This window comes from Pseudomonas sp. NPDC088414 (genome assembly GCF_044753325.1).
Classification (GTDB): Bacteria; Pseudomonadota; Gammaproteobacteria; order Pseudomonadales; family Pseudomonadaceae; genus Aquipseudomonas.
In genome coordinates this window covers 25,953-51,475 of record NZ_JBIVMY010000029.1, presented here as the reverse complement: position 1 = coordinate 51,475, position 25,523 = coordinate 25,953, and the positions used below count along the sequence as shown (strand labels likewise).

Here is a 25,523-nt window from a genome sequence, read left to right as displayed (position 1 = left end):
TTCACATGAATGAACGGGGCTTTGTTCTTTGTAGGAGCTGCCGAAGGCTGCGATCTTTTGATGTTGGTTTTTAACAATCAAGATCAAAAGATCGCAGCGTGCCGCAGCTCCTACAGGTTCCTTAGAAGTGGAAGTTGGTGCTCAACAGCGCCGTACGGCCCGCCGCCTGGTTGGCGAAGTGGGTCGAGAAGGACTTGTCGTAGTAGGTTTCGTTGGTCAGGTTCTGCACGTTGAGTTGCAGGTCGACGTTCTTGCTCAGCTTGTAGGCGGCCATCGCGTCGTAACGTACGTAGGAATCGACCATCGTGGTGTTGGCCACGCTGCCGTAGACGTCGTCGACATAGAACGCACCGCCACCAATGGTCAGCTTCGGCGTGACCTGATAAGTGGTCCACAGGCTGGCGCTGTTTTTCGGGGTGTTAGGCAGTTCGTTGCCGTTGTTGGCCTTGTTGGCCGGCAGGTCACCACCGTCGACCTGTTCGCTGTCCATGTAGGCGTAGCCGGCGAATACTTGCCACTTGTCAGTGATCTTGCCGCTGGCCGACAGCTCGATACCCTGCACGCGGGTCTTACCGGCGTTCTCGTAGGAGGTGGTGTCGACTTGTACGCGAGCGTTTTCTTTCTCGGTGCGGAACACGTCAGCGGTCAGCGACAGGCGATCGTTCAACAGATCCCACTTGGTGCCGATTTCGTAGTTCTTGGTGGTTTCCGGCTCCATGTCGCTCTTGAGCAGGTTGCCATTGCGATCCGGGGTGCCACCCAGCGGGTTGCCTTCCATGCCTTCGCCCAGGGTGTTGCCCGGTGGTGTCGCGGAGGTCGCGTAGGAGGCGTAGATGCTGCCGTTCGGTGCCGGTTTGTAGACCACGCCGAACTGACCGGTGACGAATTCGCTGGTGTCATCACCCTTGGAGGTGGTGGTGCCGGCGTTGGTGTAGGTTTTGTAGTCGGTGTAGAAGTGGTCGTAACGTAGGCCCATGTTCACCAGCCACTGCTCGGACAACTCCAGGGTGTCGAACGCATACAGCGCGTAAGTGTTGGCCTTGGTGTCGGTGCCGGCGTAGTTGCGCGAGATCGCGCCGTTCCACGGATCGTTCGGGTTCGGGTTCGACAGCGAGGTGCAGTTGTAGCCGCTCGATGCGCCAATCATCGACGGGGTGCAATTGGTGGTCGCGGCGCTGGTGCGCGGGGTGGTGTCAGTGTTGACGTTGTACGAGGACTTCTGGCCTTCCTCGCGGGTGTATTCGACACCGGTGGAGAAGCTGTTCTTGAAACCGGCGACGTAGAAATTGCCGAACAGATCAGTCTGGTTGGTGGTGGTCTCGGTGTTGCTGACCCTCGTGTTGGCACGGCGCCAAACGCTGCCATTGTTGACGTTGCCCTTGCTGTCGTCCGGCTGAGTCAGGATGTAATCCTGCATGCTGGTGCCGTGGCGCAGGGTGTTCTTGATGGTCAGCGAGTCGCTCAGGTCATGCTCGATGGCGAAGGTCGCGGTGTCGGTGCGGCCCTTGCGGAAGTCGCGATCCAGACCGTAGAAGTTGCTGTGATCGCCACCGGCGTACGGCTTGTCCGGGTTGGACTTGGTGCGTGCAGCCGAACCAGCTTTTGGAATGGTGTAAGGAATGCCCGAGTCCGGGGTGTCGTTGCTTTCCAGATGGTAGTAGTCGAGGTTGACGCGGGTGTCGGTGCCCAGGCCAAACGCCAGGGACGGCGCGATGCCCCAGCGGTCGTAGTCGACCTTGTCGCGACCGGCGACGTTGCTCTCGTGGCTCATCAGGTTCAGGCGGCCGGCAGCGGTGTCGCTGAACTGGTAGTTGCCGTCCAGGGTGTAGCGCTGAGTCTGGTCGGAGCCCCAGGTGAAACCACCATCAAACGAATTGCCCAGGTGCGCTTTCTTGCTCACCAGGTTGATGCTGCCGCCAGCTGCGCCACGACCGCCGATGGCCGAGTTCGGGCCCTTGCTGACTTCAATGTTTTCCACGGCGAAGATTTCGCGGCTCTGCGAACCGGTGTCGCGCACGCCGTCGAGGTAGGTGTCGCCCTGGGCGTCGAAACCACGAATGAACGGACGATCACCCTGCGGGTTACCGCCTTCACCGGCACCGAAGGTGATGCCCGGCACGGTGCGCAGCGCATCCTGCATGTTCAGGGCGCCGGTGTCTTTGAGGACTTGTTGCGGGATGACGGTGACCGAGCGCGGGGTATCGACCAGCGGCGCGGTGTACTTGGGCGAGGAGGCTTTTTCGACCTGGTAGGACGTCGGGTCCTGCGCTTCGCCGGTGATGGCGGTAGCGTCCAGGGCGATGGCATTGCCGGAGGCTTTGCTGTCGGTCTTTTCTGCGGCGAAGACCATGTGGCCAGCGGAACCGGCGGTGATGGCGACACCAATGGCCGAAGCGAGCAAGCGTGGTGAACTGACCGGCAATTGAGCGTGTTGACGTGACATTTTTATTCCCCTCCCCAAGGATTTGAGGTCGCGGAATATAGGGTAAACAGGTATTCGTATCAATTGCGAAACATTGTTATTCGCGACGAATTTACATTCTTTACAATTTAACCTTACGGTTTTTACCGATTCATTCGTCATGCGGGTTTTACACAGCCAATAAGAATCAATACCATTGGCGCCCCTTTACCATCAGGTACGATCGCCATGCTGCTGCACATCCCCGGCCTGTTCGCCAAAGAAGAAGTGCAGCGCATCCGCGAGGCGTTGGAGCAGGCTGATTGGGCCGATGGCAAGATCACCGCCGGCTATCAGTCGGCCAAGGCCAAGCACAATCTGCAACTGCCGGAAGGCCACCCGCTGGCCAAGGAAATCGGCGCAGCGATGCTCGAACGGCTGTGGAAAAATCCGCTGTTCATGTCCGCCGCGCTGCCGCACAAAGTATTCCCGCCGTTACTCAACTGCTACACGGCGGGCGGTAGTTTCGACTTTCACATCGACAACGCCGTGCGTCAGCCCAAAGGCAGCATCGAGCGGGTGCGCACCGATCTGTCAGCCACGCTGTTTTTCAGCGAGCCCGAGGATTACGACGGCGGCGAGCTGGAGATCCAGGACACTTTCGGCACGCAACGGGTGAAACTGCCCGCCGGTGACATGGTTTTGTACCCCGGCACCAGCCTGCACAAGGTCAATGCCGTCACCCGCGGTGCACGCTATGCGTCGTTCTTCTGGACACAAAGCCTGGTGCGCGAAGACAGCCAGCGCGCCTTGTTGTTCGAGATGGACGGCGCAATTCAGCAACTCACTCAAGACATGCCCGATCACCCGTCACTGATCCGCCTCACCGGCACCTATCACAATCTGCTGCGGCGCTGGGTCGAGGTATGAGTTTTCAACTGCGGCGCGAAGAAGTGCTCGACGGCGCCCAGCTCAGTGCCATGCTCGAAGAAAGCCCGGCCCGCGCCGCGCAGGCGATTCTGCTGGCGGCGGGGCAGGGCATTGTTGAAGCGCAGGCGCTGCTCGGACAGATCCTGCTCGATGGTCGCGGCATCGCTCAGGATGCGCCATTGGCGCTGCGCTGGTTTGGCATCGCTGCCGGGCAGGGTCACCTGATGGCGCGCAACATGCTCGGTCGCTGCCATGAGCATGGTTGGGGCTGTGTGGCGGATGCTGCGGTTGCCGCGCGGCATTATCGGATCGCTGCGCAAAACGGGTTGGACTGGGCGATGTACAACCTGGCCAATCTGCTCGCCACCGGGCGCGGGATACCTGAGGATCAACTTCAGGCACTGGACCTGTATCGACGCGCCGCTGAAGCCGGCCATGCCAAATCAATGAACCTGCTGGGACGTTATCTGGAAGAAGGGCGGGTGTGCCCGAGGGATCTGACAGCGGCTCACGACTGGTATCGGCGTTCGGCCGAGGGTGGGGATTTTCGAGGGCAGTTCAGTCATGCGGCGGTGTTGGCGGATGAGGGCTTGGTCGATGAGGCAGTTGTGTGGTTGGAGAAAGCGTTGGCGGGTGGTAATCAGAACTTCCTGCGGGTAGCAAGTCAGACGCTGGCCGCCGCAGCCGAACCCAGGTTTCGAGCCTTGGCAACGGAATACGCCCGCCGTTGCGCATGAGCCCTGCGGCAGCTCCTACAGGGATCAGCAGATACAAAAAAGCCCATGACACGTCATGGGCTTTTTGCGTTTCGGCGGCGACGCTTACACGTAGAACGATTTCAGCGGCGGGAAGCCATTGAATTCAACAGCGCTGTAACTGGTGGTGTAAGCACCGGTCGACAGCCAGTACAGACGATCACCGATGGCCAGGTTCAGCGGCAGACCGTACTTGTAGTTCTCATACATGATGTCGGCGCTGTCGCAGGTCGGGCCGGCGATGACGACTTCTTCCATCTCGCCTTTCTTCTCGGTCCAGATCGGGAACTTGATCGCCTCGTCCATGGTTTCGATCAGGCCGGAGAACTTGCCCACATCGGTATACACCCAACGCTCGACAGCAGTGCGCGATTTACGCGCGACCAGCACCACTTCACTGACCAGAATGCCGGCGTTGGCAATCAGCGAACGGCCCGGCTCGAGAATGATTTCCGGCAGGTCATCACCGAAGTCTTCCTTCAGGAAGCGGATGATCTCTTCGGCGTAGGTTTCCAGGCTGTTGGTGCGGGTGATGTAGTTGGCCGGGAAGCCGCCACCCATGTTGATCAGTTTCAGGTGAATGCCGTCTTCTTCTTTCAGACGCTCGAAGATCACTTTGACCTTGGCGATCGCCGCGTCCCAGACGCTGATGTCGCGCTGTTGCGAACCGACGTGGAAGGAGATGCCGTAAGGCACCAGACCGAGGTCACGGGCGAGGATCAGCAGGTCCATGGCCATGTCGGTCTGGCAGCCGAACTTGCGCGACAGTGGCCAGTCGGCGGTGGTCGAGCCTTCGGTGAGGATGCGCACATAGACTTTCGAGCCCGGTGCAGCTTTGGCGATGTTGCGCAGGTCGGCTTCGGAGTCGGTGGCGTACAGACGCACGCCCTTCTCGAAGAAGTAGCGGATGTCCTTGGACTTCTTGATGGTGTTGCCGTAGCTGATCTGATCCGGGCTGACGCCACGGCTCAGCACTTTGTCCAGCTCATAGATGGAGGCGATGTCGAAGCTCGAGCCTTTCTCTTTGAGCAGGTCGATGATCTCGACGGCCGGGTTGGCCTTGACCGCGTAGTAGACCTTGGCGAATTCGAAACCGGCGCGCAGGTCATCGTAGGCCTGGCTGATCATCGCGGTGTCGATCACCACGAACGGGGTTTCCTGTTTGTCGGCGAACGCCTTCATTTTCTGAAAGGTTTCGCGCGCGAAATAGTCTTCGACCTGGATCGACATGCTGGAGTGCTCCTATGGGCAAACGGGTAAAAACATGGGTGTAAATGAACGTCCTCCGTATCCCCACTTTGGTTCGCCTACTTCCCAAGGCATGTCGCCGAAAGCAAAAAGGCCACGGGCGTAACTGCCCTTGGCCTTGCTGTCTCGTCGTCAGTACTTGAGCCGGATGGATCGTTTCCAGCATGGACGTTCGGCGCGAACTTTAGGGCGTGAGGGGCCTGAGATCAACTAAAAATGTCGCGTTTCTGCACGCTTCTGACGTACGTCGCGGATATCACTCTTTGTAGCCGACCGAGATGACGGACAGATGTTCCCTGCGATTTTTGAAGTGTTAAAAATACCTGCACGTTCGCAGCTTTTGTCGGCGAAGTCGTGGGTAAGTGTGATCGGCGCAACATCGGCGACGTTGGCGGCGAGAGGTGGATGTGAGGAGGATTTTGATAAATGTGGCAGGTGGTCCAGCAGTGCCAGAGCCCACCTCGGTGTTGATATTCTTTTCCAGTCTTTGAAAACACAAAAAACCTGTGGCGAGGGAGCTTGCTCCCGCTGGACTGCGCAGCAGTCCCCGCTTTTTTTTTAAAAGCAGGGCCGCTTTGCAACCCAGCGGGAGCAAGCTCCTTCGCCACAGGTTCGGTGTACGACCTTTTTATCGATCAGGCGACCACGGCCTCAGCCGGCGAGACGATATTGGTCTTCATCCCGCGCGAACGCCCCGAGCTCAGGTAAGCCGCAATCGACTCCTGCGTCACCTCACCGAGGAACACCCGCTCGGCATCCATCACCGGCAGCCACGAACGGTTGAACTCGTACATCCGCGACAGCAGGATGCGCAGATGTTCGTCGTACGCCGCCGTGGCGTTGAATTCGCGCAAATACTGCGCGCAGGTGCCGGTCTGGCGGTGCAGGTCGCGACGACGTACATAACCCAGCGCTTTGTTCTCGGCACAGGTGACCACCACATAGCGGCGGTCATGTTCGTCCATCAATTCCAGCGCATCGGCCACCGGAGTTTCCGGGCTGACCGATGGCGCGTTGTCCGCCGCGTCTTCGGCTTTCACCAGCAGCAGGCGTTTGAGGGTGCTGTCCTGGCCGACGAAGTTGCTGACGAAGTCGTCTGCCGGATGGGCGAGCAGGGTGTCCGGATGATCGATCTGCAGCAGTTTGCCGGCGCGGAAAATTGCGATCTTGTCACCGAGCTTGATCGCCTCGTCGATGTCATGGCTGACCATGATCACAGTCTTGTTCAGCGCGCGCTGCATCTCGAAGAACTCGTTCTGGATCATCTCGCGGTTGATCGGGTCGACCGCACCAAACGGCTCGTCCATCAGCAACAGCGGCGCATCCGCCGCCAGTGCGCGGATCACGCCGATGCGCTGTTGCTGGCCGCCGGACAGTTCACGCGGATAGCGATGCAGATACTGCTTGGGTTCGAGCTTGATCATGCTCATCAGTTCGCGAGCACGGTCGTGACATTTCTGTTTGTCCCAGCCGAGCAGTTTCGGCACCACGACGATGTTCTCTTCGATGGTCATGTTCGGGAACAGGCCGATTTGCTGGATCACGTAGCCGATGTTGCGGCGCAGGGTGACTTCGTCGAGGTCGGTGGTGTCTTCGCCGTTGATCAGGATCTTGCCCGAGGTCGGCTTGATCAGACGGTTGATCATTTTCAGCGTGGTGCTTTTGCCGCAACCCGATGGCCCGAGGAACACACAGATTTCGCCTTCATTGACGGTCAGGCTCACCGAGTCCACGGCTTTGACGTCTTTGCCGTTGCTCTGGAAGGTCTTGCTGAGGTTTTGAAGTTCGATCATTTGAGGAGTCCTTTTGGAGTCAGCGTACGTTGCAGCCACTGCAGGAGAAGGTCGGCGAAGATCGCCAGAAGACTGACCAGCAGCGCGCCGACGATCAGCATCGACATGTCGCTGCGGCTGATGGAGGCGAGGATCAGCACGCCGAGGCCACCGGCGCCGATGGTGGCGGCGATGGTCATCACACCGATGTTCATCACCACGGCGGTGCGCACCCCGGCGAGGATCACCGGCACTGCAATCGGCAGCTCGACCATGCGCAGGCGCTGGCCGAAGGTCATGCCGATACCGCGTGCGGCTTCACGAATGCCCGGTTCGACGCCCGTCAGGGCGAGGTAGGTGTTGCGCATGATCGGCAGCAGTGAATAAAGGAACACCGCGGTTATCGCCGGCATCGGCCCGAGGCCCTGGCCGAACCTGGAATAGAACGGCAGCAGCAGGCCGAACAGGGCAATCGACGGCACGGTCAGCAGCACCGTGGCGCTGGCCTGCAAAGGCCCGGCGAGAGCCGGGAAGCGGGTCATCAGAATGCCCAGTGGCACGCCGATAAGAATCGCCAGGGTCACGGCGATGCCGACCAGGGTGATGTGCTGCCAGGTCAGGTGCATCACCTGCTGCCAGTCGAGGTGGGAAAAGGCGTTGAGAAATTCCATGACTTTTCCTCCTTAATTGAGTGGATGCTGGCGCAGGAAATCCGCGGCCACTTTCGATGGGCTTTCGTGATCGACGTCGACCCGCGCGTTGAGCTGGCGCATGGTTTCGTCGTCGAACAGTTGCGCCAGCGGCTTGAGCTGCTCGGCCAGTTGCGGGTGCGCATCCAGATAGGCCTGACGCACCACCGGCGCGGCGGTGTAGTCGGGGAAGTAGTGCTTGTCGTCTTCCAGCAGTTTCAGGCCGAACGCATTCAAGCGGCCGTCGGTGGTGTAGACCAGACCGGCAAACACCTGGCCGTTGCGCAGCGCGGTGTAGACCAGCCCTGCGTCCATCTGCCGGATGTTGTTGCGGGTCAGGTTCATGTCGTAGAGCTTGACCATGCCGTCCAGACCGTCGGAGCGGTTGGCGAACTCGGTGTCCAGCGCCACCAGGTGATTGGTCTTCGCCTCATCGCGCAGCACCTTGTTCAGCTCGCTGATGGTGTTGATCTGCGGATATTGCTCGGCGACTTTTTTCGGCAGGGCGAGGGCGTAGGTGTTGCTGAATTTCGACGGGGTCAGCCAGATCAGGCCTTTTTTCGCGTCGAGTTCTTTGACTCGGGCGTAGGACTGCTCGCTGTCGAGTTTCTCGGTGACATGGTTGTAGGCCACCAGCGACACGCCGGTGTATTCCCAGAGCATGTCCAGTTGTCCGCTTTCGTGAGCGCTGCGGGCGAGGTTGCTGCCCAGACCGCCGGTGATCTGCGCGTCGTAGCCTTTGCTGCGCAGGTATTGCGCGGTGATTTCCGCGAGCAGGGTCTGCTCGGTGAAGACCCGGGCGCCGAGGCGGATCACCGGCTTCTCGGCGGCTTGCGCGATTCCTGCGAACAGCAGCACGCAACCCAAGATCAAGCTAAGTCGTTTCATAAGTATTCCTTCGCAAAAGCCTTAAGACGGACGCAAACCGCGTTCCAGCCAGAGACGGCTGGCGAGGGTGACCACGCCATCGAGCAGCAGGGCCAGCAGCGCGGTGCACGCAGCGCCGAGCAGCAGTTGCGGCTGATTGTTCAGGGCGATGCCGGGGAAGATCAGGCTGCCGAGGCTGTTGGCGCCGATCAGGAAGGCCAGCGGCGCGGTGCCAACGTTGATCGCCAGTGCCACGCGCACGCCACCGATAATGATCGGCACGGCGTTGGGCAATTCGACTTTCCACAGCACCTGACGCGGGGTCATGCCGATGCCGACGGCGGCTTCCTTGAGCGAACCCTGGACGTTTTTCAGGCCTTCGTAGGTGTTGCGCACAATCGGCAACAGTGAGGCGAGGAACAAGGCGAAGATTGCCGGACCACTACCGATGCCGAGAATCCCCAGGGCAATCGCCAGTACGGCCAGCGGTGGCACGGTGTTGCCGATATTGAAGATCTGCATGAAGCGTTCAGCGCGGCCGACCATGGTCGGGCGACTGAGAAAGATACCGGCGGGGATGCCCACGACCAGGGCGGCCAGCATTGAAGCGAGGACGAGAATCAGATGAGCTTGCAGGTAAAACAACAAATCGTCGCGGTAGTGTTCGATCGTGTTGATGCCGATCCAGTGAACCAGCAGGGCCAGGAGCGCGATCACCACCGCACCTCCCATCAGCCCTTTGCCATAGCGGATAGCCACAGGCGGACTCCTTTTTTTGTAGTCGGCGAGCGCAGTCCCGTGTGGCATGCCATTCCTGGCCGCCGGGAGCGTCGTTCGCGAAAAGTAGCCGTTTTTCAGGGCCGGCAAAGCGGTCTGAAAGCGAGCCATGAGCGCAGCCTCGTCAGGCTAACTTGCTGATTTTTCAGCCCCTGACGAAATGTCGTAACAGGGGATGGACGTCTCCGTGCTTTAAAAGGTTCCCATCCGGGGCAGCATTTGGCCACCCTTAATGTGCTCAACGGTTCGGTTATTGCATCGACTTGGGCTATAATCGCGGCCCTTTTTTGAATCACCGCCAGGCGATTTCCCATGACCAACCAGGCCGCCGAAGTCGCGAAACGCCGCACTTTCGCCATTATTTCCCACCCCGATGCCGGTAAAACCACGATCACCGAAAAGCTCCTGTTGATGGGCAAGGCGATTGCAGTGGCCGGCACGGTGAAATCCCGTAAATCCGACCGCCATGCGACATCCGACTGGATGGAGATGGAGAAGCAGCGGGGTATTTCCATTACCACGTCGGTCATGCAGTTCCCGTATCGCGAGCATATGATCAACCTGCTCGACACCCCGGGCCACGAAGACTTCTCCGAAGACACCTACCGCACCTTGACGGCGGTCGACTCGGCGCTGATGGTGCTCGACGGCGGTAAAGGCGTTGAGCCACGGACCATCGCCCTGATGGACGTCTGCCGTCTGCGTGACACGCCGATCGTCAGCTTCATCAACAAACTCGACCGTGACATCCGCGACCCGATCGAACTGCTCGACGAAATCGAAGCCGTTCTGAAGATCAAGGCAGCGCCGATCACCTGGCCGATCGGTTGCTACCGCGACTTCAAGGGCGTGTACCACCTGGCCGACGACTACATCATTGTCTACACCGCCGGTCACGGTCACGAACGCACCGAAACCAAGATCATCGAGAAGCTCGACTCCGACGAGGCGCGCGCGCACCTGGGCGACGAGTACGATCGCTTCCTCGAACAGCTGGAACTGGTGCAGGGCGCCTGCCACGAGTTCAACCAGCAGGAATTCCTCGACGGTCAACTGACCCCGGTGTTCTTCGGTACCGCACTGGGCAACTTCGGTGTCGATCACGTGCTTGATGCTGTGGTTGATTGGGCGCCACGTCCGCTGGCCCGTGTCGCCAACGAGCGTACCGTGGAGCCGGTGGAAGAGAAGTTCTCGGGCTTCATCTTCAAGATCCAGGCGAACATGGACCCGAAACACCGCGACCGCATCGCTTTCATGCGTATCTGCTCCGGCAAGTACGAGAAAGGCATGAAGATGCGCCACGTGCGTACCGGCAAGGACGTTCGCATCGGCGACGCCCTGACGTTCTTCTCTTCCGAGCGTGAACAGCTGGAAGAGGCGTACGCCGGCGACATCATCGGTCTGCACAACCACGGCACGATCCAGATCGGCGACACCTTCAGCGAAGGCGAAGTCCTCGGTTTCACCGGTATTCCGCACTTCGCCCCGGAGCTGTTCCGTCGTGTGCGTCTGCGTGATCCGCTGAAGTCCAAGCAATTGCGTCAGGGTCTGCAGCAGTTGGCTGAAGAGGGCGCGACGCAGGTGTTCTTCCCGGAGCGCAGCAACGACATCATTCTCGGCGCCGTGGGTGTGCTGCAGTTCGATGTGGTCGCCAGCCGTTTGAAGGAGGAATACAAGGTCGAGTGCTCGTATGAGCCGATCACTGTCTATTCCGCGCGCTGGATCGAATGCAGCGACAAGAAGAAGCTTGAGGAGTTTTCCAACAAGGCGGTGGAGAACCTGGCATTGGATGGCGGTGGGCACCTGACCTACCTGGCGCCAACGCGGGTTAACCTGGCGTTGATGGAAGAGCGGTGGCCGGATGTGAAGTTCCGGGCGACCCGTGAGCACCACTAATACCATTGAAATACTGCGAGCTCTAGGGCTCGCAGTATTTGAACTTCCTACATCATATGAAGATGTTTGGGTGGGATGATAGTTGTAAACTCTCCGTTCCCCAGTTGAGTCACGCTTGCGCCAGTGGAAAACTGTAAGTTTTCGATCAGGCAGCGAAATACAGCTGAATGAGAGACAATTAATATGTCTTTCTCTAGTGGTATATCTTTAAATCCAGACAATAATCGACTTTTTAAGGAGTTTATTGTTTCTACACCGATTGCGAATTCGAGTTTTTTCCTCCTTTCGAAGGTTTTTTCTAATCCTTCGAAATCACCAAATCCTCGCTCTTGGAACCGGCTTTCTATTATGACCTGGGGATGGCCTGCTTGCATTCTCTGGATCGTTAACGCTGTTGAGTGTGCTCGCTTTAGTTGGCTGGTGTAGATTGCTTCAAAGGCGATGTTACCTAGTTTTTCGCCAGCCAATTGAGCTTGATCAAAGCCGTTTTCGTTCAATGGTAAGTCAGTCTGGCCCATCCATAAGTTATTAATATTGAATTCCGTTTCTCCGTGACGAATGAAAATTATCATTGCTAGAAAAGTAGTGCGTGGTGAATAGGGTGGCTTTGGTATTGTGCGTCCAACCACTCTTCCAATGTAAGGGAGAATTGCTTGCTAAGATCGCGCATTTCGATAAATAAGCTGCAGTTATTTCGGTTCTCTTTGGTGACACTGTCCAGCAACTCTCTGTTTTTTTGGTTTGAAATAGTATCTAGAAAGGTCTGATATATTTCAAATATTCTTGCAGTGTGCTGATTGTCTGGGCCAACTTGATATATTCTTTTTAGTATTGCATCGTCTAGTATTTTGCAAAGTTCAGTGATTTTACTGTGGCGGTCTATGTCAGATATTTCGGCTATAGAAATGATGCCGCCAAAATATAGCAATTTTCTAGAGAATCGAAGTTTTATATTTCTCAGTCCCCAGGATTTTTGGTCTTCCGTTACTTTGTGTTCAAAGTCTGTTGTGATGGTTCTGTAGTATCGAATTATATCGTTTAAAAGAAATCTTGAGATTTGCTTTTCTAAATCTATATCTTTTATATAGCGTTTAAGTAGTTCTTCTCTGTAATAAAGTGCGCGGTCTTCGCCGTATAGCCAGGTTCCTTCTAATAAGAATAAAATTCTTCTCGTAAGCGATTGGTTTTTATCTTTCTCTCCGCCTATGTTTTGTAGGAGATCACTAAATTTTACAATGGCATCAGCCCCAAAAGTTCCCGTGCTTCCTACGGCTTTAGTCACATGTCTCTCTATTACCTCTTTTGCCTTTATTATATCGCTGGTTATCACGTCATCAGGTAAACCAGAATCGAAAAAAACAAAAAAATCTAAGTCAGAGGCTTCGGAAGCCTCGCCTCGCCCATAAGAGCCTGTAGTAATAATTGTGATCTTATCTTTGAATGAACTATCACTTAAGGCGTCATCAAGCTCTTCCCGTATTGTCTGTACGGTTTTCTTTGAAAAGGCTGAAGCGTCGTTAAGCACTGGGTAATTTGAGAAAAATTCATAAAAGCTCATAAAATTCCTTTTTAATGTGATCGTGCTATACAAATAGCCTTAAAGAAGTTGTTTCAGGTTCTTTGGTGTCCTTAAAGCTATGGAGCTTGGTCTGTTTAATGCATTTATATCGGTTTTTACTGTTTTCTTCTCTTTTTATTAGATATTGCCTGTCAATGAAAGTTACCTCTGATTCCAACAGCCACTCCGGGATGGCTGTTTTCTTTAGAATATTGCTAAATTCTTTGAAAAGCCCTTTGTACTTTTTCTTCCATGCGTTTTCGCATGTGTAAATGTCTTCCTCTCTGAAGTTGTCCTTCAGTAGCATGAAAAAGACTTCGCTTGTTTTATCTGAAAGCAGCCCCAGTTCATTGTTTATGAGGCCGGAATAAACTCTTTCCTTCATGCACCAGAACTCATCGAGTATGGCATGTTCGTTGTTTGGGTTGTCAAAAAACGAAGCGTCCGCAACTGATAAATGGTTTAGAGATGGGCGCAGTCCTGTAATGTATTTGTGCGATCTGAGTATTCCATCAATTGTATCGATATTTATTGAGCTGTAGAATAAATCGCCGCCATAATTTGCGTCCGCTTCGCCATTGATCAAGTTTAAGATGAAGTTTATGTCGACGCTTGAGTGTAATGCTTTTGATAGCTCTTTCCCAAGCGGAACTTCGCCAGTAATAATTTGTTCGCCTGCTTCGTGATGCCCATAGCCGAGGGATTTTTTTATAAATGGCTCTGCGCTATGTGAGAGCGGCGGATGACCAATGTCATGAAGGAGAGCAGCCGCTATTACGTGATTTGTTAACTCTTCTGAGTAGTTTCTTTTGCTAGCAACGTAGTTCGCTATTGCTGCGACAAATATTGAGTGTTGTGCTCTGCTTCGTTCTCGTTTTTCGATACCTTTTGTCTTGCAGGTATAGTCGAGAGCTCCAAGGAAAGAGATATTTTCAAGTCGGAGAAAAGCATCTGTATTTAATATTTTTGTAACTAATTCGTTCTTGGAGAGGTTTTCAATCCAATAGTCAATGGAGTTCTGGTTGACGGACTTTTCTGACCAGAGCGGAAGGTTTCGAGACTGATCATGCTTCATTTTGATTTCAACCTTCCAACCGCCGAGAGGTAGCCGCTGCTCAGGGGAGGAATCATTGCCGAAAACTCGCAATCAGCGACCTTTCCTTCTTGAAACATTGAGAAGCACCTCCCACAGTCAAAATACTGATTAATTGTTACTGGCATTTTTTTGACGATCATGAAAAATTTAGAAGGTTATTTGTGAAAAGTGTTAAATATCAAAAGGTTACGCCGTGTGATGTGAATTTGACGCTTTCATCGATTTAAAATTGATCTTTAATCGGGACATTTTTTTGCGCATAACGACCAAATCGTAGCACATCATCTTGCACCTATCACAGGTCGGAAGTCTGGGGGCGGAGGCCCTGAGTGAAGATTTTCGTGACGTAAAAATCGAAAAATGCTTCAACAGTCTGATGTAAAGCCTAGCGATGGGCGGCAAGGGGCATCTGGCCCACCTTGCTCCAACTCGAATCAACCTAGCATTAATGGAAGAGCGCTGGCCGGACGTGAGATTCCGTGCGACCCGTGAGCACCACTAAGCGCTGACTGGCGACACCCGAAAGCCCACTGATAAAACAGTGGGCTTTTTTTTGCGTGTTGATTAAGTATGCGAACTCATTCAAGTCGGACGCAGCGCGTCTGGTTGATCAACAAGGGAGCAATCGAATGACAGGGAGGCTCGTTCATCTGCTGCGCCCCAACGGCTATTTCAGCCTGATGGCCTGGGTACTGGCGGCGTTGCTGTTCATCAATCGTCTGAGCAGCATGGTCAAGTTGTTCATGGCGCTGTATCTGCGTCAGGAGCTGGGGCTGGCGATCGAGACGGTGGGCTGGCTGTTGTCGGCTTACGGTGCCGGGTTGTTGGTCGGTTCGATGCTGGGTGGTTTGCTCAGTGACCATGTGCGGACGGCGCGGCTGACGGCGGCGTTGTTCTTTGTTTCTGTGTGGGTGTTGATCCTGTTGGGGCTGGTGACGCAGGTGCCGCTGCTGGCCGGTTTGCTGTTGCTCAGCGGCACCCTCGACGGGGCGATTCGAACGCTGCATCAGCGGCTGATCATGGAGTATTGCGAGCCTGCGCAGCGCTCGCGCGCGCAAGCCTTGAGCCGGGTTGCAAGAAACCTCGGCATGGCGGCTGCCGGTGTTGCCGGCGGGGTGTTGGCGCAGACGGATTTCCGTTGGGTGTTTTTTGTCAGTGCGGCGATGACGTTGCTCGCGTTGCTGTGGTTTGTGCGCACTACCTGGCGCCGTGCAGTGCTCGAGCCCGATGAGGTGACCGAGGCTGGCACTGGCACACCGTTGCGCGACACGGCGTTCCTCTGGCTGCTCGGTGCGGCGGTGTTACTGGGGATGGCGTTCGATACGGTCTACAGCACGCTGGGCAACTATCTGCGTGACTACTACCACTTGAGCACCGAGGCCATCGGCTGGCAGTTTGGCCTTAACGCGATGCTGGTGGTGGCGCTGCAGATACCTCTGACACATTGGGGCGAGCGTTGGGGCCTGCGTCGGCAATTGCTGGCGGGCTGTGTGTTGCTGGCGGTCGGGTTGGGAATGTTACCGTTTGGCTCCGGGCTGTTTTACGTGTGTCTGTCGACGGTGATCTGGACGTTGGGTGAAGCTTTTTTCATGCCGCCGATGAATGTGCTGGTCATGCGGCATGCGCAGGGCGGCAAAAGCGGCCAGTATTTCGGCCTGTTTTTCATGAGCTGGAGCGCCAGTGCATTGCTGTCGCCGGTGTTGAGTGGTCAGCTCTATGGGCATTTCGGAGGGCACAGCGTATGGCTTGCGAGCGCGACGCTGGCGTTGTTGACCTTGCCCCTGATCTATCTCGCGACGCGCTCATCGACCCAGGCCAATGCGCCGACCGCCAGCAAAGAAGCCAGCTCGCTTAGCTGATTCGGTTATAGGGATTATTCACAAGTGATCTTCCCTGCCGGGGCATTTCCGCGGGCTCGTTAGCGTCCTATCTGGTGAACCCGGCTGATCGGAACTAGATTTCATTCAGCGCCGGATCGGCACCCCAGGCTTCAACCACGAAAGGATGGAAATGGCTATGAGCATTTTTCAACGCGTTGTGCTGTTGCTTAAGGTTTTGGTGATGTTGACGCTTGGCACCACGGCGGCGTGGGCGAGTTCTGCCACGCCACCACAGGGTTTTAATGCCGCCCACGGACAATCCGGTGTGGTCATGCTGGCCAAGTCGGAATCCGAACCGGGCGATCAGGATCAGGGCGGCAGCAAGGATGATGACGACTCGACCACCGACGAGCCGGACACCGACGATGACGACGGCGACAGCCAGTCGTAAAGCGCAGGCAAAAGAAAACCCCTTCTTCCCCGATTGATGCGCAATCGGGGGAGAAGGGGTTTGGGTTAACACGTTATTTGCGGATCAACACGATCCCTGCAGAAGCTGCGGCACGCTGCGATCTTTTGATCCTGATGCTGAAAATCAAAAGATCGCAGCCTCGTTTCACTCGACAGCTCCTACAGGTTTTGTGTCGGTCGCCGGTTTTGCCTAAGCGGCGCCGTCGAGGAATTGCTCGGCGTAGTGGCAAGCCACCTGCCGGTTGTCGAGCTGGCGCAGGGCCGGCTCTTCGCTGCTGCAACGCTCGGTCGCATACGGGCAACGCTTGTGGAACGCGCAGCCCGGTGGCGGGTTCAGCGGGTTGGGCAGTTCGCCGACGATCTTGATTTTCGGCTTGTCCGGATCCGGGTGGATCGTGGGCGTTGCCGACAACAAGGCCTGGGTGTACGGGTGCAGGGGACGGGTGTAGATGTCCTCTTTAGGGCCCATTTCCACTGGCCGGCCGAGGTACATCACCAACACCGAATCGGCGACGTGACGCACCACCGCCAGGTTGTGCGAGATGAACACGTAGGCGGTGTTGAATTCCTGCTGCAGGTCCATGAACAGGTTCAGCACCTGTGCCTGAATCGACACGTCCAGCGCCGAGGTCGGTTCGTCCGCCACCAGCACTTTCGGTTGCAGCATCATCGCCCGGGCGAGGGCAATACGCTGACGCTGACCGCCGGAGAACATGTGCGGATAGCGCTGGTAGTGCTCGGGACGCAAGCCGACCTGCTTCATCATCGCCTGGACTTTCTCGCGACGCTCGGCGGCACTCAGGTTGGTGTTGATCAGCAGCGGTTCGGCCAGTTGATCACCGATTTTCTGCCGTGGGTTCAACGACGCATACGGGCTCTGGAACACCATCTGCACGTCTTTGCGCAGTTGCTTGCGCTGGGCCTTGTCGGCGCCGGCGACTTCTTGCCCGGCGATTTTCAGCGAGCCGGACGACGGCTCTTCAATCAGCGTCAGGGCGCGGGCGAGGGTGGATTTGCCGCAACCCGATTCGCCTACCACGGCGAGGGTCTTGCCGGCTTCCAGTTCGAACGACACGCCATTGAGGGCGCGCACGGTCGCGTGGCCCTTGAACAGGCCACGGGAGACTTCGTAGTGACGGGTCAGGTCGCGGGCGGTAAGTACGACGGCCATTACGCCACCTCCTGGTTCAGCGGGAAGAAGCAGCGTGCGAGGCTGTTGCTTTTCGGATCAAGGGCCGGACGCTGCGCGCGGCAGGTGTCCTGCACGTATGGGCAGCGCGGCGACAGCAGGCAACCCTGCGGACGATCGTAGCGGCCCGGAACGATGCCCGGCAGGGTCGACAGGCGCGCGGCGCCCAGGCTGTGCTCGGGAATCGCCTTGAGCAGCGCTTCGCTGTAAGGATGCGCCGGGATGTCGAACAGTTGCGGCACCTGACCGACTTCCACCGCCTGGCCGGCGTACATCACGCACACGCGCTGGGCGGTTTCGGCCACGACGGCGAGGTCGTGGGTGATCAGCACAAGACCCATGTTCTGTTCTTTCTGCAACGCCAGCAGCAGATCCATGATCTGTGCCTGAATCGTTACGTCGAGTGCCGTGGTCGGTTCGTCGGCGATCAGCAGTTTAGGCTCGCCGGCAATCGCCATGGCGATCGCGACACGCTGGCTCATACCGCCGGACAGTTGGTGCGGGTAAGCGTCCATACGGCTGGCGGCGCCCGGGATTTCGACTTTTTCCAGCAGTTCGATGGCGCGTTTGCGCGCTTGCTTGCCGGACATTTTCAGGTGCAGGCGCAGCACTTCTTCGATCTGGAAGCCGACGGTGTAGCTCGGGTTGAGCGCGGTCATCGGGTCCTGGAACACCATCGCCAGGTCTTTGCCGACGATCTGCCGACGCTGGCGGTTGCTCAGTTTGAGCATGTTCTTGCCGTCGAAGCTCAGGGCGTCGGCAGTGACGATCCCTGGGTGCTCGATCAGGCCCATCAGGGCCATCATGGTAACGGACTTGCCCGAACCGGACTCGCCGACGATCGCCAGGACTTCGCCCTTGTCGACCTTCAGGTCGAGGCCATCGACCACCGGAACGGCGTTCTTGTCGCCGAAGCGAACGTTGAGATTCTTGATTTCTAGCAGTGACATGGGAATCTCCTCAGGCGGCGTTCTTGAGTTTCGGGTCCAGCGCATCGCGCAGGCCGTCGCCCATCAAGTTGATTGCCAGCACGCTGAGCAAAATGGTCAAACCAGGCAGACTGACGACCCACCAGGCGCGTTCGATGTAGTCGCGGGCCGAGGCCAGCATGGTGCCCCACTCAGGGGTTGGCGGTTGTACGCCGAGGCCGAGGAAGCCCAGCGCCGCAGCGTCGAGAATCGCCGAGGAGAAGCTCAAGGTCGCTTGAACGATCAGCGGTGCCATGCAGTTGGGCAGCACGGTGATGAACATCAGGCGTGGCAGACCGGCACCGGCCAGGCGCGCGGCGGTCACGTAGTCGCGGTTCAGTTCGCCCATCACCGCAGCACGGGTCAGACGCACGTAGGATGGCAGGGACACCACAGCAATGGCGATCACGGTGTTGATCAGGCCAGGGCCGAGGATGGCGACGATCGCCACAGCCAGCAGCAGCGACGGCAGGGCCAGCATGATGTCCATCAGACGCATGATGGTCGGGCCGATCATTTTCGGGAAGAAACCGGCGAACAGACCCAGCAGGATCCCCGGGATCAGCGACATTACCACCGACGACAGACCGATCAGCAGCGACAGGCGCGAACCCTGGATCAGCCGCGATAGCAGGTCACGGCCCAGTTCATCGGTGCCGAGCAGGAACTGCATCTGCCCGCCTTCGAGCCACGCCGGTGGCGTCAGCAGGAAGTCCCGGTATTGCTCGCTCGGGTTATGCGGGGCGACCCACGGCGCGAAGATCGCGCAGAAAATCACCAGCAGCATGAACAGCAGACCGGCAACCGCGCCCTTGTTCTTGGAGAAGGCTTGCCAGAATTCTTTGTACGGTGACGGGTACAGCAGGCTTTGATCCGCGCTTGGAGCGGAAGTGGCTACTGAGGATGTTGGAGTGCTCATGGGTATTGACCTCAGCGCTGATGACGGATGCGTGGGTTGGCAAAGCCGTAGAGGATGTCCACCACGAAGTTGACCAGAATCACCAGGCAGGCGATTAACAGGATGCCGTTTTGCACAACCGGGTAGTCCCGGGCGCCGATGGCTTCGATCAGCCATTTACCGATGCCGGGCCAGGAGAAGATGGTTTCGGTCAGGACTGCACCGGCCAGCAGGGTGCCGACTTGCAGGCCGACCACGGTCAGGACCGGGATCAGCGCGTTGCGCAGGCCGTGCACGAACACCACGCGCGACGGCGACAGGCCTTTGGCCTTGGCGGTGCGGATATAGTCTTCACGCAGCACTTCGAGCATCGACGAACGGGTCATCCGCGCGATCACCGCCAGCGGAATGGTGCCGAGCACGATGGCCGGCAGGATCAGGTGATGCAGGGCATCGAGGAATGCGCCCATGTCATCGGCCAACAGCGTGTCGATCAACATGAAACCGGTGCGCGGCTCGATGTCGTAGAGCAGGTCGATCCGTCCGGACACCGGGGTCCAGCCCAGGCTCACCGAGAAGAACATGATCAGGATCAGGCCCCACCAGAAGATCGGCATCGAATACCCCGCCAGGGAGATGCCCATCACCCCATGGTCGAACAGGGATCCTCGCTTGAGTGCCGCAATCACCCCGGCCAGAAGACCGAGAATGCCGGCGAACAGCAGAGCGGCCATGGACAGTTCCAGGGTCGCCGGGAAGAGGGAGGTGAACTCGGTCCATACGCTTTCACGGGTACGCAGGGATTCGCCGAGATCGCCGTGGGCCAGTTTGCCGATGTAGTCCAGGTACTGGGCATACAGCGGTTTGTTCAGACCTAGGCGTTCCATTGCCTGAGCGTGCATTTCGGGGTCGACCCGACGTTCGCCCATCATCACTTCCACGGGGTCGCCCGGAATCATGCGAATCAACGCGAAAGTCAGCAAGGTGATGCCGAAAAACGTGGGGATCAACAACCCCAGTCGGCGGGCAATAAAACTAAACATCTTGTGTGGTACCTCATCAGCCGGTTAGGCGTGCCCGGCGACCCTGGGGTCAGGGAGGCCGGGAGTTTCTTATCTACTTCACCTGGGTGGTGGCGAAGTTATTGGTTGTGAGAGGGCTGATGTGATAACCCTCTACGTTGTTGCGCATTGCGGTAAACATCCGGGTGTGGGCCATGCTGATCCACGGTTGGTCCTGATTAAACAGCACCTGGGCCTGTTCGTAGAGCTTCGCGCGTTCGGCCGGATCTACTTTAGCCCGTGCTTCGTCGAGCAGTGCCTGGAATTTCTCGTTGCACCAGCGCGCGTAGTTTTCGCCGTTCTTGGCCGCTTCGCAACTGAGCATAGGCGTCAGGAAGTTATCCGGGTCGCCGTTGTCGCCCGCCCATCCGGCCGACACCATGTCGTGCTCGCCGGCCTTGGCGCGTTTGAGCATTTCGCCCCATTCCATGACGCGGATGTCGATCTTGATCCCGACTTTCGCCAGGTCAGCCTGCATCATCTGCGCGCCGAGCATCGGATTCGGGTTGGTCGGGCCGCCGCCGTTACGGGTAAACAGGGTAAACACGGTGCCTTCCGGAACCCCGGCTTCCTTGAGCAAGGCACGGGCCTTGTCCAGATCGCGTGGCGGGTTCTTCAGGTCGTGGTTATAGCCCAGCAGCGTCGGCGGGTACGGGTTGACCGCCACCGAGGCGTTGCCTTTGCCGAACAGCGCGTTGACGTAGGCTTCCTTGTCGAAGGCGATGTCGATCGCTTTACGCACGCGTACGTCACTCATGTATTTGTGCTGGGTGTTCATGGCGATGTACGAGACGGTCATCGCGTCCATCTCATCGACTTTCAGGTTGCTGTCTTTCTTGATGCTCGGGATGTCATCCGGTTTCGGATACAGCGCAATCTGGCACTCATTGGCCTTGAGCTTCTGCAGGCGCACGTTGTTGTCGGTGGCGATCGCCAGGATCAGCGCGTCAGCCGGGGCCTTGCCACGGAAGTAGTCCGGGTTGGCCTTGAAGCGCACCTGCGCATCCTTGGCGTAGCGCTGGAAGATGAACGGGCCGGTGCCGATCGGCTTGCTGTTCAGGTCGGCAGTTTTGCCAGACTTGAGCAACTGGTCGGCGTATTCGGCCGGGTAGATCGAGGAGAACGCCATGGCGATGTCGGCCAGGAACGGCGCTTCGCGACGGGTCAGGGTGAACTTGACCGTGTTGTCGTCGACTTTTTCCACGCTTTTGAGCAGTTCCTTGAAGCCCATGCTTTCAAAGTACGGGAAGCCCACGCTCGACAGTTTGTGCCACGGGTGATTCGGGTCCAGCTGACGCTGGAAGCTCCAGACCACGTCGTCGGCATTCATGTCGCGCGTTGGTTTGAAGTATTCGGTGGTGTGAAACTTGACGCCTTTGCGCAGGTGGAACGTGTAGGTCAGGCCGTCTTCACTGATGTCCCAGGATTCGGCCAGTGCCGGAATCACTTCGGTGGTACCGGGCTTGAAGTCCGCCAGACGGTTGAAGATGGTTTCGGCCACCGCATCGGCAGTGACTGCAGTTGTGTACTGGACCATATCGAAGCCTTCCGGGCTGGCTTCGGTGCAGACCACCAAGGGTTTGGCCGAGACGCCGATGGCGGCGCTCAACAACGCAGCCGCGACGGCTGCACGTAGGGGAAGCATTTTCATCGATAACCCTCTGCAATCGGTTGAAGACAAAAAACCGGACGACCGACTCATCATGAGTCAGCCGCCGGTTGGCGTTTTTTACAGGATGTTGAATGGAACGGTGGTCACAAGACGGAACTCGTTGATGCTGCCGTCAGCCTGGTTTTCGCTGGCGCGGTGAGCCGTGTAGGTGCCACGGATGGTGGTCGCCTTGAGTGGGCCGCTCTGTACCGCGTAGGTTGCACCGATGCCGTATTCATAGTGGTGCTCGCCGTCCATGCTGCGTACGTCGTACGCAGTGCCGGTGTAATGAGTACCGTCGATGCCCCAGCCGCGCGCCTGGTAGATGTTGAACTTCAGGCCTGGCACGCCGTATTCGGCCATGTTCAGACCGTAGGCGACCTGGAAGGACTTCTCGTTCGGGCCGTTGAAGTCCGACAGCAGGGAGTTGGCCAGGTAGATGCCGTTGGTTTCGTGCAGGTAGTCGAAGTACTCGTTACCGTTGATGGCCTGGTACGAGAAGGTCAGGCTGTGGGCCTGATGCGTCAGGCCGAACGACAGGGAGTAGGTATCGTTGTCGATTTCACCCATCTCTTTCTTGCCGGTATCGACGGTCTTGTAGTAGTTCAGGCCGGTGGTCAGGCTCAGGACATTACTGTCACCCAGTTCGTGGGTGGCGCCGAAGTAGTACTGGTTCCAGAAGTCTTCAGCCTTGGAGGCGTACAGGCTGGTCTTCAGGCTTTTCAGCGGCTGGTAGTTCAGGCCGACGATGCTGACGCGATCGGTCTCGGCGCCGTTGGCGCTGTACTCGGTGCGAAACTTGGACAGGCTTTCTTCGGTACGCGGCGATACGCGGTCGAAGCTGCCGGCGTCGAACGACAGGTTGTTCAGTTCTTCGCTGTGCAGGCTGACACCTTCAAAGCTCGAAGGCAGCGCACGGTTGCCGATGGTGTCGACGATCGGCGTGCTGAAGTTCTGACGACCAGCGGTCAGCGTGGTGTTCGAAACGCGGAACTTGACGTTGGCCAGGCCCAGTTTGCTCCACTGGCCTTCAGCGTCACCGCCTTCCTTGGTCAGCGTACGGTTGTTGCCCGCGCCTGGACGTGAACCCGGTGCGCCACCATTGTTGGAGGCCAGATCCTTGCGATTACGCTCCAGCGCTACAGCGTTGTAAGCGGCAATTTCAGTGCTGACACCGACGGTGCCCTCAGTGAAACCGGAGCTGAAGTTGACGATGGTGCCCTGCACCCAGTTGATACGACGGTCAGTCGGGGTGGCGACGCCGTCCTTGCGGTAAGTGAACTTGCCGCCGCGTTTGAGTTGCTCGTTCGCGTACCAGTTACGGGTAGTGCCGCTGATGGTCGAACCTTCGAGGAAACCTTTGGCGTCAGCCTGGGCACTCTTCTCGTTGACGGTCACCGGGGTAAACGCCTGGCTCTGCTCTTCCGCATAAGCGGTAGCGGTGATGCTGCTTATGGCCAAGGCCAGGATCGCGGTGCTGCTCAGTTTCATGGGTGAAGCTCCTTTACTTTCTTTTTATGCCGGCTTTTTTGGGTTGGCCGGTTATTGGTTTAGAACTCATTCACACATCGCAAACGTTTGCAAAAGGCCCGATTGGCGAATTTCGGCAAAGCGCTTGCGTGAGGGGATAGACAGTCCCCTCAGCGTTGCGGCTAATCGGTTGGGTTAATCGATACTGACGCCCGAGAACACATTGCGACCGAAGGGGCTGACCTTGAAGCCTTCAACCCGGGCGCTTAACGGCTGGTTGACCGTCGAGTGGGCGACAGGCGTGATCGGCACTTGCTGCTTGAGCAACTGCTGCGCCTGTTTGTAGAGCGTGGTGCGCTGGTCGCGGTCGGTGACGACCTTGGCCTCTTTGATCAGCTTGTCGTAATCGGGATCGCACCACATGGAATAGTTGTTGCCGCCAATCGCGTCGCAGCTGTACAGGGTGCCCAGCCAGTTGTCCGGATCACCGTTGTCGCCGGTCCAGCCGATCAGGCTAATGTCGTGCTCGCCATTCTTGGTGCGCTTGATGTACTCGCCCCATTCATAGCTGACGATCTTCACTTTCAGACCGATCTTGGCCCAGTCAGCCTGAAGCATTTCGGCCATCAATTTGGCATTCGGGTTGTATGGACGCTGTACCGGCATCGCCCACAGGGTGATCTCGGTGCCTTCCTTGACGCCGGCAGCCTTGAGCAGCTCGCGGGCTTTTTCCGGGTTATAGGCGGCGTCTTTGATGCTGTCGTCGTAGGACCACTGGGTCGGTGGCATGGCGTTGACGGCCAGTTGCCCGGCGCCTTGATAAACGGCGTTGAGAATCCCTTGTTTATTCACCGCCATGTCCAGCGCCTGACGCACTTCGAGCTGATCGAAGGGCTTGTGGCGCACGTTGTAGGCGATGTACCCGAGGTTGAAGCCGGGCTTGGAAATCAGCTGCAGTTTCGAGTCGGCTTTCAGCGCTTCGACGTCGGCAGGGCGCGGATGCAGGGTGATCTGGCATTCGCCGGCCTTGAGCTTCTGCACGCGCACCGAAGCGTCGGTGTTGATCGCGAAGATCAGGTTCTTCAGCTTGACCCGGCTCGGGTCCCAGTAATGCGGGTTGCCGGTGTAGCGGATGTTCGAGTCTTTCTGATAGCTCTTGAACACGAACGGCCCGGTACCGACCGGCTTCTGGTTGATATCGCTCGGCTTGCCTTCGGTCAGCAGCTTGTCGGCGTATTCGGCGGACAGGATGGCAGCGAAGCTCATGGCGATGTTCTGGATGAACGCGGCATCGACGCTGTTGAGCGTGAACTCCACGGTCAGCGGCCCGGTCTTTTCGACCTTGGCGATGTTCTTGTTCAGACTCATCCCGTTGAAATACGGGAATTCGGTCGGATAAGCCTTACGGAATGGCTGTTGCGGATCGAGCATGCGGTTAAACGTGAACAGCACGTCGTCGGCGTTGAAATCGCGCGTCGGTTTGAAGTACGGCGTGGTATGAAACTTCACACCTTCACGCAGGTGAAAGGTGTACTTGAGACCATCCTCGGAAATATCCCACTTGGTTGCCAGTCCGGGTACGACGTTGGTCGCGCCTTTTTCGAACTCGACCAGGCGGTTGTACAGCGGTTCGGCAGCGTCGTTATCGGTCGCGGTCGTGTACTGCGCGGTATCGAAACCCGCCGGGCTGCCTTCGGAGCAGAACACCAGGCTGTCGCTGGCGGCGTAACTGGCGGACGTGGCGGCCATCAGGCCGGCGCCCAGCAATGCGGAAAAAACCAAGGTATGGCGCATGACGCTCCCTCTTTTTGTTGTGGTGTTCAATGCATCGCGATCCCGTCCAGGGACGTTGAGGTTGCATTGAGCTCAATCCAGTACGTACAGCAAGCCGATGGCCCACGCAGACACTGGTCAGAACCCGACGGTAGGGGCCGTGGGTCTGGCAGTAAATGCGCTGAGTCCTAAAGACTCGTAGGAAAAGGCAACACGTCATGTACCTCCCTGTT

Annotated in this window: 21 protein-coding genes and 1 pseudogene; 6 read left to right on the top strand and 16 right to left on the bottom strand. The window is 57.5% G+C overall.

Annotated features, from left to right (window positions below):
- Positions 1–121: 121 nt before the first annotated feature.
- Complete coding sequence (locus ACIP8I_RS21235) at positions 122–2,443, bottom strand: TonB-dependent receptor (RefSeq protein ID WP_400763663.1); 2,322 nt, start codon at positions 2,441–2,443, stop codon at positions 122–124.
- Positions 2,444–2,650: 207 nt separating this feature from the next.
- Here ACIP8I_RS21235 and ACIP8I_RS21230 point away from each other — a divergent pair, with 207 nt between their 5' ends.
- Positions 2,651–3,331, top strand: coding sequence for a Fe2+-dependent dioxygenase (locus ACIP8I_RS21230; protein WP_095139806.1), 681 nt, complete (start codon positions 2,651–2,653; stop codon positions 3,329–3,331).
- On the top strand, positions 3,328–4,068 hold the full coding sequence (locus ACIP8I_RS21225) for a tetratricopeptide repeat protein (RefSeq protein ID WP_400763659.1): 741 nt from the start codon (positions 3,328–3,330) through the stop codon (positions 4,066–4,068). The genes ACIP8I_RS21230 and ACIP8I_RS21225 overlap by 4 nt, the downstream gene beginning before the upstream one ends.
- 84 nt (positions 4,069–4,152) lie before the next feature.
- Here ACIP8I_RS21225 and ACIP8I_RS21220 read toward each other — a convergent pair whose 3' ends face one another.
- The 5 genes from ACIP8I_RS21220 to ACIP8I_RS21200 all read right to left on the bottom strand — a co-directional run bounded on the left by ACIP8I_RS21220 (position 4,153) and on the right by ACIP8I_RS21200 (position 9,394).
- Positions 4,153–5,316 carry a type III PLP-dependent enzyme gene (locus tag ACIP8I_RS21220; RefSeq protein ID WP_003221589.1) on the bottom strand — a complete coding sequence of 388 codons (1,164 nt, stop codon included), beginning with the start codon at positions 5,314–5,316 and terminating at the stop codon, positions 4,153–4,155.
- Between the two features lie 653 nt (positions 5,317–5,969).
- The gene (locus tag ACIP8I_RS21215; protein WP_003221591.1) at positions 5,970–7,127 is read right to left on the bottom strand and encodes a betaine/proline/choline family ABC transporter ATP-binding protein; all 1,158 of its coding nucleotides are present in this window, start codon (positions 7,125–7,127) and stop codon (positions 5,970–5,972) included.
- Positions 7,124–7,777 carry an ABC transporter permease gene (locus ACIP8I_RS21210; RefSeq protein ID WP_329696102.1) on the bottom strand — a complete coding sequence of 218 codons (654 nt, stop codon included), beginning with the start codon at positions 7,775–7,777 and terminating at the stop codon, positions 7,124–7,126. Before ACIP8I_RS21210 ends, ACIP8I_RS21215 begins: the two co-directional genes overlap by 4 nt.
- 12 nt (positions 7,778–7,789) lie before the next feature.
- Positions 7,790–8,683: a glycine betaine ABC transporter substrate-binding protein gene (locus ACIP8I_RS21205; RefSeq protein ID WP_400763655.1), complete on the bottom strand. Its 894-nt coding sequence runs from the start codon at positions 8,681–8,683 to the stop codon at positions 7,790–7,792.
- 21 nt (positions 8,684–8,704) lie between these two features.
- Positions 8,705–9,394, bottom strand: a complete 690-nt coding sequence (locus ACIP8I_RS21200) for an ABC transporter permease (RefSeq protein WP_177327464.1) — start codon at positions 9,392–9,394, stop codon at positions 8,705–8,707.
- Between the two features lie 357 nt (positions 9,395–9,751).
- On the opposite strand from ACIP8I_RS21200, the gene ACIP8I_RS21195 reads away from it, so the two are divergent.
- A complete protein-coding gene (locus ACIP8I_RS21195; protein WP_027610807.1) occupies positions 9,752–11,335 on the top strand; it encodes a peptide chain release factor 3 in 1,584 nt (527 codons plus the stop codon).
- A 47-nt stretch (positions 11,336–11,382) separates the two neighbouring features.
- On the opposite strand, the gene ACIP8I_RS21190 is transcribed toward ACIP8I_RS21195, so the two are convergent.
- Genes ACIP8I_RS21190 through ACIP8I_RS21180 form a run of 3 tightly spaced genes read right to left on the bottom strand, consistent with a single transcriptional unit; the run spans position 11,383 to position 13,968 of the window.
- Complete coding sequence (locus ACIP8I_RS21190) at positions 11,383–11,907, bottom strand: histidine phosphatase family protein (RefSeq protein ID WP_400763652.1); 525 nt, start codon at positions 11,905–11,907, stop codon at positions 11,383–11,385.
- A gap of 2 nt (positions 11,908–11,909) precedes the next feature.
- Complete coding sequence (locus tag ACIP8I_RS21185) at positions 11,910–12,893, bottom strand: nucleotidyltransferase domain-containing protein (RefSeq protein WP_400763650.1); 984 nt, start codon at positions 12,891–12,893, stop codon at positions 11,910–11,912.
- A 25-nt stretch (positions 12,894–12,918) separates the two neighbouring features.
- Complete coding sequence (locus ACIP8I_RS21180; RefSeq protein ID WP_400763647.1) at positions 12,919–13,968, bottom strand: HD domain-containing protein; 1,050 nt, start codon at positions 13,966–13,968, stop codon at positions 12,919–12,921.
- A gap of 415 nt (positions 13,969–14,383) precedes the next feature.
- Between ACIP8I_RS21180 and ACIP8I_RS21175 the strand changes: the two are divergent.
- The 3 genes and pseudogenes from ACIP8I_RS21175 to ACIP8I_RS21165 all read left to right on the top strand — a co-directional run.
- Positions 14,384–14,491, top strand: a pseudogene (locus tag ACIP8I_RS21175) (hypothetical protein); the annotation flags it as partial.
- A 127-nt stretch (positions 14,492–14,618) separates the two neighbouring features.
- Positions 14,619–15,848 carry an MFS transporter gene (locus tag ACIP8I_RS21170; protein WP_400763644.1) on the top strand — a complete coding sequence of 410 codons (1,230 nt, stop codon included), beginning with the start codon at positions 14,619–14,621 and terminating at the stop codon, positions 15,846–15,848.
- Between the two features lie 157 nt (positions 15,849–16,005).
- A complete protein-coding gene (locus ACIP8I_RS21165) occupies positions 16,006–16,260 on the top strand; it encodes a hypothetical protein (RefSeq protein WP_045122146.1) in 255 nt (84 codons plus the stop codon).
- A gap of 210 nt (positions 16,261–16,470) precedes the next feature.
- Here ACIP8I_RS21165 and ACIP8I_RS21160 read toward each other — a convergent pair whose 3' ends face one another.
- From ACIP8I_RS21160 to ACIP8I_RS21130, 7 genes are all read right to left on the bottom strand, one after another.
- Entirely contained in the window at positions 16,471–17,451 is a 981-nt protein-coding gene (locus ACIP8I_RS21160; protein WP_007966705.1) for a peptide ABC transporter ATP-binding protein, read from the bottom strand.
- On the bottom strand, positions 17,451–18,419 hold the full coding sequence (locus tag ACIP8I_RS21155) for an ABC transporter ATP-binding protein (RefSeq protein ID WP_007966704.1): 969 nt from the start codon (positions 18,417–18,419) through the stop codon (positions 17,451–17,453). Before ACIP8I_RS21155 ends, ACIP8I_RS21160 begins: the two co-directional genes overlap by 1 nt.
- 10 nt (positions 18,420–18,429) lie before the next feature.
- On the bottom strand, positions 18,430–19,356 hold the full coding sequence (locus ACIP8I_RS21150) for an ABC transporter permease subunit (protein ID WP_003221608.1): 927 nt from the start codon (positions 19,354–19,356) through the stop codon (positions 18,430–18,432).
- Between the two features lie 11 nt (positions 19,357–19,367).
- The gene (locus tag ACIP8I_RS21145) at positions 19,368–20,378 is read right to left on the bottom strand and encodes an ABC transporter permease subunit (protein ID WP_007953665.1); all 1,011 of its coding nucleotides are present in this window, start codon (positions 20,376–20,378) and stop codon (positions 19,368–19,370) included.
- A 73-nt stretch (positions 20,379–20,451) separates the two neighbouring features.
- Positions 20,452–22,047: an ABC transporter substrate-binding protein gene (locus tag ACIP8I_RS21140; protein ID WP_400763638.1), complete on the bottom strand. Its 1,596-nt coding sequence runs from the start codon at positions 22,045–22,047 to the stop codon at positions 20,452–20,454.
- A 78-nt stretch (positions 22,048–22,125) separates the two neighbouring features.
- Positions 22,126–23,538: an OprD family porin gene (locus ACIP8I_RS21135; protein WP_007966699.1), complete on the bottom strand. Its 1,413-nt coding sequence runs from the start codon at positions 23,536–23,538 to the stop codon at positions 22,126–22,128.
- 174 nt (positions 23,539–23,712) lie between these two features.
- Positions 23,713–25,311, bottom strand: a complete 1,599-nt coding sequence (locus ACIP8I_RS21130; RefSeq protein ID WP_400763635.1) for an ABC transporter substrate-binding protein — start codon at positions 25,309–25,311, stop codon at positions 23,713–23,715.
- Positions 25,312–25,523: the final 212 nt, after the last annotated feature.

Bases quoted from the DNA above. Each gene is read 5' to 3' on its own strand.
- ACIP8I_RS21235 (WP_400763663.1), bottom strand. From the start codon at position 2,443: ATGTCACGTCAACACGCTCAATTGCCGGTCAGTTCACCACGCTTGCTC.
- ACIP8I_RS21230 (WP_095139806.1), top strand. From the start codon at position 2,651: ATGCTGCTGCACATCCCCGGCCTGTTCGCCAAAGAAGAAGTGCAGCGC.
- ACIP8I_RS21225 (WP_400763659.1), top strand. From the start codon at position 3,328: ATGAGTTTTCAACTGCGGCGCGAAGAAGTGCTCGACGGCGCCCAGCTC.
- ACIP8I_RS21220 (WP_003221589.1), bottom strand. From the start codon at position 5,316: ATGTCGATCCAGGTCGAAGACTATTTCGCGCGCGAAACCTTTCAGAAA.
- ACIP8I_RS21215 (WP_003221591.1), bottom strand. From the start codon at position 7,127: ATGATCGAACTTCAAAACCTCAGCAAGACCTTCCAGAGCAACGGCAAA.
- ACIP8I_RS21210 (WP_329696102.1), bottom strand. From the start codon at position 7,777: ATGGAATTTCTCAACGCCTTTTCCCACCTCGACTGGCAGCAGGTGATG.
- ACIP8I_RS21205 (WP_400763655.1), bottom strand. From the start codon at position 8,683: ATGAAACGACTTAGCTTGATCTTGGGTTGCGTGCTGCTGTTCGCAGGA.
- ACIP8I_RS21200 (WP_177327464.1), bottom strand. From the start codon at position 9,394: ATGGGAGGTGCGGTGGTGATCGCGCTCCTGGCCCTGCTGGTTCACTGG.
- ACIP8I_RS21195 (WP_027610807.1), top strand. From the start codon at position 9,752: ATGACCAACCAGGCCGCCGAAGTCGCGAAACGCCGCACTTTCGCCATT.
- ACIP8I_RS21190 (WP_400763652.1), bottom strand. From the start codon at position 11,907: ATGATAATTTTCATTCGTCACGGAGAAACGGAATTCAATATTAATAAC.
- ACIP8I_RS21185 (WP_400763650.1), bottom strand. From the start codon at position 12,893: ATGAGCTTTTATGAATTTTTCTCAAATTACCCAGTGCTTAACGACGCT.
- ACIP8I_RS21180 (WP_400763647.1), bottom strand. From the start codon at position 13,968: ATGAAGCATGATCAGTCTCGAAACCTTCCGCTCTGGTCAGAAAAGTCC.
- ACIP8I_RS21170 (WP_400763644.1), top strand. From the start codon at position 14,619: ATGACAGGGAGGCTCGTTCATCTGCTGCGCCCCAACGGCTATTTCAGC.
- ACIP8I_RS21165 (WP_045122146.1), top strand. From the start codon at position 16,006: ATGAGCATTTTTCAACGCGTTGTGCTGTTGCTTAAGGTTTTGGTGATG.
- ACIP8I_RS21160 (WP_007966705.1), bottom strand. From the start codon at position 17,451: ATGGCCGTCGTACTTACCGCCCGCGACCTGACCCGTCACTACGAAGTC.
- ACIP8I_RS21155 (WP_007966704.1), bottom strand. From the start codon at position 18,419: ATGTCACTGCTAGAAATCAAGAATCTCAACGTTCGCTTCGGCGACAAG.
- ACIP8I_RS21150 (WP_003221608.1), bottom strand. From the start codon at position 19,356: ATGAGCACTCCAACATCCTCAGTAGCCACTTCCGCTCCAAGCGCGGAT.
- ACIP8I_RS21145 (WP_007953665.1), bottom strand. From the start codon at position 20,378: ATGTTTAGTTTTATTGCCCGCCGACTGGGGTTGTTGATCCCCACGTTT.
- ACIP8I_RS21140 (WP_400763638.1), bottom strand. From the start codon at position 22,047: ATGAAAATGCTTCCCCTACGTGCAGCCGTCGCGGCTGCGTTGTTGAGC.
- ACIP8I_RS21135 (WP_007966699.1), bottom strand. From the start codon at position 23,538: ATGAAACTGAGCAGCACCGCGATCCTGGCCTTGGCCATAAGCAGCATC.
- ACIP8I_RS21130 (WP_400763635.1), bottom strand. From the start codon at position 25,311: ATGCGCCATACCTTGGTTTTTTCCGCATTGCTGGGCGCCGGCCTGATG.